Source organism: Nostoc sp. UHCC 0251 (assembly GCF_034932245.1).
Lineage (GTDB): Bacteria > Cyanobacteriota > Cyanobacteriia > Cyanobacteriales > Nostocaceae > Nostoc.
Genome location: NZ_JAYGHD010000442.1, coordinates 1 through 7,361, shown reverse-complemented (window position 1 = coordinate 7,361; position 7,361 = coordinate 1). Strand labels below are relative to the sequence as shown.

At 38.9% G+C, this 7,361-nt stretch carries 8 protein-coding genes; 4 read left to right on the top strand and 4 right to left on the bottom strand.

Annotated features, from left to right (window positions below):
* Positions 1-289 precede the first annotated feature (289 nt).
* Positions 290-595, top strand: a complete 306-nt coding sequence (locus tag VB740_RS34890; RefSeq protein WP_323204384.1) for a hypothetical protein — start codon at positions 290-292, stop codon at positions 593-595.
* Positions 596-664: 69 nt separating this feature from the next.
* Here the strand turns inward: VB740_RS34890 and VB740_RS34885 are convergent, their stop codons facing one another.
* The 4 genes from VB740_RS34885 to VB740_RS34870 all read right to left on the bottom strand — a co-directional run bounded on the left by VB740_RS34885 (position 665) and on the right by VB740_RS34870 (position 3,700).
* On the bottom strand, positions 665-898 hold the full coding sequence (locus tag VB740_RS34885) for a hypothetical protein (RefSeq protein WP_100904243.1): 234 nt from the start codon (positions 896-898) through the stop codon (positions 665-667).
* 73 nt (positions 899-971) lie between these two features.
* Positions 972-1,391: a hypothetical protein gene (locus VB740_RS34880; RefSeq protein ID WP_323204383.1), complete on the bottom strand. Its 420-nt coding sequence runs from the start codon at positions 1,389-1,391 to the stop codon at positions 972-974.
* Positions 1,348-2,796: a helix-hairpin-helix domain-containing protein gene (locus tag VB740_RS34875; protein ID WP_323204382.1), complete on the bottom strand. Its 1,449-nt coding sequence runs from the start codon at positions 2,794-2,796 to the stop codon at positions 1,348-1,350. Before VB740_RS34875 ends, VB740_RS34880 begins: the two co-directional genes overlap by 44 nt.
* 511 nt (positions 2,797-3,307) lie before the next feature.
* Positions 3,308-3,700: a hypothetical protein gene (locus VB740_RS34870; protein WP_190919586.1), complete on the bottom strand. Its 393-nt coding sequence runs from the start codon at positions 3,698-3,700 to the stop codon at positions 3,308-3,310.
* Positions 3,701-4,301: 601 nt separating this feature from the next.
* Between VB740_RS34870 and VB740_RS34865 the strand changes: the two genes are divergently transcribed.
* Genes VB740_RS34865 through VB740_RS34855 form a run of 3 tightly spaced genes read left to right on the top strand, consistent with a single transcriptional unit; the run spans position 4,302 to position 7,310 of the window.
* The gene (locus tag VB740_RS34865) at positions 4,302-4,631 is read left to right on the top strand and encodes a hypothetical protein (protein ID WP_323204381.1); all 330 of its coding nucleotides are present in this window, start codon (positions 4,302-4,304) and stop codon (positions 4,629-4,631) included.
* Positions 4,625-6,931 (top strand): helicase HerA domain-containing protein, encoded by a 2,307-nt coding sequence (locus VB740_RS34860; RefSeq protein ID WP_323204380.1) that lies wholly within the window; start codon positions 4,625-4,627, stop codon positions 6,929-6,931. Before VB740_RS34865 ends, VB740_RS34860 begins: the two co-directional genes overlap by 7 nt.
* A 4-nt stretch (positions 6,932-6,935) precedes the next feature.
* The gene (locus VB740_RS34855) at positions 6,936-7,310 is read left to right on the top strand and encodes a hypothetical protein (RefSeq protein ID WP_323204379.1); all 375 of its coding nucleotides are present in this window, start codon (positions 6,936-6,938) and stop codon (positions 7,308-7,310) included.
* Positions 7,311-7,361: the final 51 nt, after the last annotated feature.

Sequence of the window (7,361 nt, the reverse complement as noted above, 5' to 3'; positions counted from 1 at the left end):
AGGTCAACTTTTAAAGGCGCTGGCATCTTGGTCAGGGGTAAAAATATTTACGACTTCTTTAAAACTAAAATATACAAGGCTAAAGTATTAGTCTAATTGCATAGGGCTTGAAAAATCGAGTGTCTGGGCATTAATTATTTAAAAAAGTCACAGTAGTCCGACCAATGAAACAATAAAAGCTATTTGCTCACGACTTGATAAGCTCGAGTCAGAGTTTTCAAATGGATCTAATAGCAACCAAACCACAGCAATTGATAATCTTGCCAATTTAGAACAAAAAGTGGAGAGAATGGCAGATCGAATGACACAGTTGGCTGAGGCGATCATTAAAATTCAAGACTATCTCAACAACCAACAAAAGCGAGGACAGAAATCGTACTACAATAATTCATCCTTCAAAGCGCATACTCCTAGAATGCAACCGTTAACTGAAGAAGGTTTAGCCGAGAGACTTGGTGTCAGTGAAGAAAGTGTACGCAAGGAGCGAATTAAACTTCCCCCACCGCTTTTTGTAGCATGGTGTAAGGGCAAAGATAGATCCGGTATTGGGTGGGAATTTAACGAAAATACGGGATTATATCAGCCAGTAAGTTAGTATTTTGATTAATTTCAACTTGTGGCAGCGGATGTGCGCTCTACTGTTGCTGTTACCAATTTTCATTTTTTAAAATGTGATTATTTCACAACCTTCTAGCAATTCGTCATAAACAGTTAATTGTTGTGTTTTTAAGTGGTTTGGCAATGAATCATCATCAAAGGTCAAAGTAACAATATGAGTATTTTTGAGACTAAGAGATGATTTGCTGATATCGGTTATTGCCGCACTCATGCCGCTTCGAGTACCGATCAGATACTTCACTGATTGGCCGATCTTTAACTGTGTTGCTGGAATAGCCATAAATGTTAAAAGTGTACTTCAAGAGTAGTCTGGTTGGATGCGACCGTTGTTCTCATTTTGGGCATGGGTTTTATTATTGGAGCAGAACTGCGTCAATTGCTGAATCAATCAACTCAATTGCGGTAGTTTCATAGTGATAAGTATTAAAGCGAAACTTACCTACAAGTTCGGGCTGTTTTGACGGACGATAACCATATTTGGATTCATACATTTGTAGTGCAAGACTACCAATAGTAGTCATCTGTCCAGGTGTTGCAGTCAGTTGGCGTTGTTGTAGCCTAGAAGCGACAGTAACAGTAGGGGAAGATGTTGTCGTACAAGTGGTTTTTCTGGTGTTGCTCAAACTCTGCCAGATTTCACTAAGTTGCTCAACAGGTGAAATGAGGAGATTGGTTAGTCCAGTAAAACGCTGGGCGGGTTTATCAGTAGCGACAGCAGTTTTCAATGCTTCATGCTGTCCAACTGCGATGAATGTACCCATTGCGCGAGTCATAGTCGTGTAGAGAGAGCAGCTGACGGGTTAACATCCGGTAATTAGCCCTGACCAATGGGAAAATCACATAAGGAAATTGGCTACCTTGGCTTTTGTGGCAAGTTATACAAAACGAGTGCATAATTTGCTCGAAGTCTCCAGGATAATAATTAACAACTGCACCGCCCTCCCAAGAAATCGTAACCAAAAATTTTTCCGGCTCCACAGCAATAACCTGACCGATCTCGCCATTCATCACAGGCGGGACAGTTTCATAACGGTTTTTCAGCTGGATTACGCGATCGCCGATTCGGTAGACAACCGACCCAGAGACAACTTGTAGTTGATTTTCTTGTTTGGGATTAAAGATAGGGGCAAGAAGCTGATTGAGATTGTGAACTCCACAGTCCCCTTGTTTTTGGGGCGCTAAGATTATTAGTTGTTGATTTAAATCAACACCTGACTGGCCAATAGCTTTAACCAACTCAACGATGGCTTGGGAGGTCGCTTGGGGCGAATCTTTTAGAATCATTGCACAGTCACCGACATCCATCCAATCAGAAACTTGATTAAAATTGTGCAGTGTGGGGACTATGCCAGAATTGACATCATTAGCTGCATAGATAATCGGGCTTTCGTGCCGTTGGCGATAGTCAGTAGTTTGGAATTCGGCTAACCAGTGTTCTAAATGTTCAGTGGGGTGAGTTGGTTGGTCAAGGAGAGCAAGAATCTTCAAAGTCACAGAAAGTTCAGACCGATAAGCAGCTTTGAGATAAACACTATTACCAACATCACCCGAAACTAAAGTCCCCTTTTCGAGTAACTGTTGAATGATTGTATTTAAAAATTGAACATCGGGCGTATGCTGTGGTGAAGAAAGCAGGTCAGTGGCAATACTTACTAATTGCTCAAACGGTAAAAAACAATTCCCTTCACGCAAGCCGGATTTTAAAACATGGATTAAAGCTGAGATATAACGAGTATCGCTGTATAGTGGGATACCAAGAGATATTGCTAGCTCATCAGCAGTCTTAAAACCGATGCCATCAATATCATCAATTAATCTGTAAGGGTTGTTCTGAAGTACATTTGCAGTTTTGTGTCCGTAATAGTCACAAATTTTCAAAGCTAACTTCAATGAAGTTCCCACAGCCAAAAGTTGGGTAATCACTCCCAAGTTCGGATTCTTTTTACTCTCTGACCAAGCTTTGGTAATACCATCAATCCGATATTGAGTTAGTCCGGGAACAGTGTAAAGTTTTTCGGGGTTGTTATCTAATATCGATAAAGTCTCAGTTCCAAAACAGTTGACCAAAGTTTGAGCAGTTTTCTTGCCAATCCCACGAAATAGTCCACTTTCTAAATACGCCTCGATTTCCGGCAACATCAGAATCGGGAATTTTTCGACTTGAAGGAGCCTGATCATGAGTCAAAGAGTAGTTAAAAGATTCTGTTCTTCTACAAGGGTAGCTCTAAAGCTAACTCATCGTCCCAAATCGAAAATCCAATTGGCTTACGAAGTCTAAAGAATTTCCTTTTGCGATGGATGAAAGATGGTTATGGGCAATCGCCTAAAAGAGATGTAAAGAAATGTTTCTGTTAACGTCATCAAATTTAGCTTCAATACAAGGTTTAGTCATCTGCTAAGTTAATGGCAGTCAAGCGATGGCGTACCCGCCCTTAAGATGTGCGATCGCCTGTTGCATTGCAAATACTTAACCCTCCCAAATATAACGATGATTGATTAAAAATCAAGAGACGGAAGTACGGATTAAAATCGTACTTTTATCTATTTCTTTGTCATTGCTGTTTGTGAGATAGTGTAAGCAATTCTCAGTTCGCAGTTAAGCATGGTAGTTTTGGTAAGAATAGATCGGGTATTGTGTGGGAAATTAACGAAAATAGGTAGAAAATAGGTAATTATGTCATCTGGGAAGTTAGTCAGGAGTATCCAAATGTTTTTTCAAAGTGTAGGGGCAATCAGGAGTTTTGATTCCACTGGCGTAAGGTAATTTATAGGATGCCCAAATTTGCCACCGCAAAACATCAACTCCAATAGTTGAACTACCGAATTGTACTCGACAGTCTTTGTCTGGGTTTTGTATAAGATTTTTAATTATGGTATTTACCGCTTCTATCTTGAGATTATTCGGTATGCCCATTAGTAGTTTTGTAAGCCACTGTTTGATTTGTGGTGAGTGTAGCCAGTCTTTGATTTGGTCATCAGTAGGGGTTAGGCGATTGGCTAATTGCGTTGGATTTTCTTCATCTTTATTAACTTGAGTTTTTGGTTGGAATAGTTGCTGAAAATGAGCATTTGTGTTGGACATAAAAAAGATTGGTTAAAAGAGAATATCTCTATTTAAAAGAGAATATCTCTATTATAGATAAATTTGATAAACCAGATAATAGCTAATGTCTTTTAGAAAAACATTAAGATATAAAAATTTGCTCGATATTCCCAAATTAAATTATAAATATTTGATCAAGTAATTATGTTATAAATATTAAATAAGTTCTTTATGCAAGTATCAAATAAATACTATGCACCCAATAGAGTTTAAGAAGAAATGGAAATTAAGTTATCGAGAGCTTGCTCTGGTTTTGGGATACGAAAGCGAATACACGACCCGGAACTGGAATATGCCAGGAGAACATAAACGGAATCCTCAGAATGTTGTTCGCGTAGCTTGTCGTCTTTTAGATGAAAAGTGGGAAAGGGAAGGAAAAGCGCTCGATTCTTATCTTTAACCAGTTTTTTGTCGCCGCTAATATTTTTTAAAATGACACTCCCCCGCCACGAAAAAAGCGGGTATTTTTATATGTAGTTGGAAGTTCCAAGAAGTTCTAAGCACGAATGGAAACAAGGGGGTTGTCCTGCCAGCATGAAGAACTAACAAGATTAAAAGTTGCGTCCTTATTCCCTATTTTATGAAACAACCACAAATCAAACAAGTTAATCAATCTTTAGGTCAGAATGCTCCAATTGGGATTTTGACGGGTTTTCAGTTTGCGATTTCTTTAGTTTCATTTGGAGTAGGTTTTTTCATAGCGTTCTTATCTGGGATAGGAATGATATGGAGCATATTGATAGGTGTTTGGGTAAGTGCTACAGCTTTAGTTTTATCAGGGAAACGACCTTATTTATTTTGGTCTAGAGTGTTTCCAGGTGTTCCAAGATGGTCTAGAGGATACGTCAGATACTCTTCTCCTCAAAATAAGAAAAGAGCAGGCTCTAAAAAAATTCCCAAATCATGGTGAAAATTAAGAATTCCCCAAATGTCAAAAAAGTATCGGCTTTTGAAGATTTTTTGGATTTGACTACAATAATTAGATTAAAAAAAGGTAGCTATACTATTGGTGCGTATTTGTTAAGTAAAAAGCAAGTAAGTGACACGAATAATACTTTACAGTTAGTATTTGGATATAGCTGCACAGGGTTTCATCCGTTGTTTAATTCGGATGAACAAGTAGAAGCGATAGCGAAAGCTTTTGAGAATGGTTGCAAAGAAATTCCCCAGGGAGAAAAATTTACTTTTCGTTGGTCTTCTTTATGTGATGAATCAGAAGTATTTGAAGCATATCGAGAGAGATTGACTCATCCAGTATCTCGTGAAAGTGAGTTTCTGGATTGGGGGCAAGTAGCGAGAATGCAAGAACTGTCACGGCGACGGCAGCGTAAAAATATAAAATTGAACATTTATACAACTTTCACTATTAAACCAGGAGGGACAGAAGGAGGCGATGCTGTAGATAGAGCGATAGTGAAGCTAGCGAATTTTTTACAGCGTCGGTTTACACCAACGGGAGCAACTGAACTGACAAAGAAAAATTTAATCCAGATTCTAGAAAAAGCAATAAATGTATCATTGAGACATCAACAGATATTATCTGAAATGAAATTATTGCCATCACCGAAAACAGAAAAGGAGCTATGGAATGATTTAAGTTATTGCCTGGGAGCGAAAAGTGTAAAAGTACCACATACATTAGTATTTGATGATTCGGGATTGAGGGAAGAAATTAACGAAGCGCCACCATTAAAATCACAATATATTGACCAATTACACGCGACTTCAGTACTTTTAAACAATGGAATTCCCTACGCTGATAGGCAATGGGTATGCCTACCAAGTAAAAATAAAGAGAAAAAATATGTAGGGGTGATGACCCTGGCTCAAAAACCAGAAGCATTTGCTTCTACTAGGGATCAGGTGCGCTTTTTATGGAATGTGTTTTCGCGTGAAGTGATTTATGATGTTGAAATCATCACAGAAATCAGCCCAGCCGATCAAAAACTGACTAGGCTAACTCAACAATTAATAACTAGGCGTTCGCGTCATGCGGAAATAAGTGCCAGCAGAAAAACTATCGACGTAGCATCACAGATTAATACTGAATGGTCGGTAAATGCACAAAAGCAATTATACACGGGTGATGTGCCAGAAAATTTAGCATTAATTGTTCTTGTATACCGCAACTCCCTGGAAGAAATTGATGATGCTTGCAGACTGATTTCAGGTTATATAAACCAGCCAACGGAGTTAATACGGGAAACCCAGTATGCATGGTCTATCTGGTTAGATACTTTACTGATAAAACAAAAACCACAACTAACAAGCCCTTACAACAGACGGACAACATTTTTCACGAGCGAGATAATCGGATTAACGCCAGTAATACAGAATATGAAAGCCGATGAAAAAGGCTTTGAATTGATTGCGGATGAAGCGCACTCACCAGTTTGGATAGATTTCGCAAAAACGAAGAATGTAATGATTATTGGTACTACAGGGAGTGGGAAATCAGTATTAGTATCGTCAATAATTGCGGAGTGCTTGGCAAAAGATATGTCAATATTAATTATCGATCTGCCAAACGATGACGGTTCAGGAACATTTGGAGATTTTACGCCATACTACAACGGATTCTACTTTGATATCTCCAGACAATCAAATAATATTGTTCAGCCGCTAGATTTATCAAAAATCCCATTAGAACAACGAGAGGACAGGGTAAAAGCACATCGCAATGATGTGAATCTAATAGTGTTGCAGTTGGTTTTGGGTTCACAGCAGTTTGACGGGTTTCTTGCTCAAACAATAGAATCGTTGATACCTTTAGGGACAAAAGCTTTTTACGAAAATGCAGATATAGAGCGACGTTTTGAGTTGGCACACTCAGCAGGAATCGGAACTCCAGAGTGGGATAACACGCCGACTCTAGTTGATATGGAACAGTTTTTCAAAGCCGATTGTATTGATTTAGGTTATGAGGATGAGAATGTTGAGAAGGCGCTCAATTATATACGCTTACGACTACAGTACTGGCAGGCAAGCTCAATAGGAAATGCGATTTGTAAACCTTCAACTTTCCAAACAGACAGTAAGCTAATTACGTTTGCATTAACGAATCTGCAATCAGATAGAGAAGCAGAGGTGTTCGGGATGTCGGCGTATATTGCGGCATCGAGACAATCACTATCCTCGACAAACAGTATGTTTTTCATGGATGAGGCAAGTGTATTGCTACGATTCCCGTCGTTATCTCTGTGGGATTAAGAAAATGAGGCTACTAGAAAAAAAAGAATTAAATTTCACTCCAATATTTTTGATAGGGAATGCAGTATTATTGAGCCTACTACTGTTAATAGAAATAATAAATTTTGCGAGAGTGGGAACTATAGCCAACTCGAAAGCACCAACATTAGTAGAATTAAATGATGGAGAATCTATAAGAGTTAGCGCGATACATAGTGAGTCGAGATCGGCTCAAGCCATCAGGTATTTTGTCGGGCAAACAATGACAGGGTTACTGAGTTGGAATACATTGCCAAAAGTGACTGGTGACTACGATGCAGACCCTACTAAAAAATTAAAGCTTGATGCGGGTGTGCAAACAGGGAATAGCAAAATTACAACGAATGTATGGGCCACCTGACTTTTCCCGTTAAGTCTCTTTTGCAAGCTGCCAACCTTCACAAAGGTCATG

Coding starts and splice junctions, on each gene's coding strand:
- VB740_RS34890 (WP_323204384.1), top strand. CDS start 290: ATGGCAGATCGAATGACACAGTTGGCTGAGGCGATCATTAAAATTCAA.
- VB740_RS34885 (WP_100904243.1), bottom strand. CDS start 898: ATGGCTATTCCAGCAACACAGTTAAAGATCGGCCAATCAGTGAAGTAT.
- VB740_RS34880 (WP_323204383.1), bottom strand. CDS start 1,391: ATGACTCGCGCAATGGGTACATTCATCGCAGTTGGACAGCATGAAGCA.
- VB740_RS34875 (WP_323204382.1), bottom strand. CDS start 2,796: ATGATCAGGCTCCTTCAAGTCGAAAAATTCCCGATTCTGATGTTGCCG.
- VB740_RS34870 (WP_190919586.1), bottom strand. CDS start 3,700: ATGTCCAACACAAATGCTCATTTTCAGCAACTATTCCAACCAAAAACT.
- VB740_RS34865 (WP_323204381.1), top strand. CDS start 4,302: ATGAAACAACCACAAATCAAACAAGTTAATCAATCTTTAGGTCAGAAT.
- VB740_RS34860 (WP_323204380.1), top strand. CDS start 4,625: ATGGTGAAAATTAAGAATTCCCCAAATGTCAAAAAAGTATCGGCTTTT.
- VB740_RS34855 (WP_323204379.1), top strand. CDS start 6,936: ATGAGGCTACTAGAAAAAAAAGAATTAAATTTCACTCCAATATTTTTG.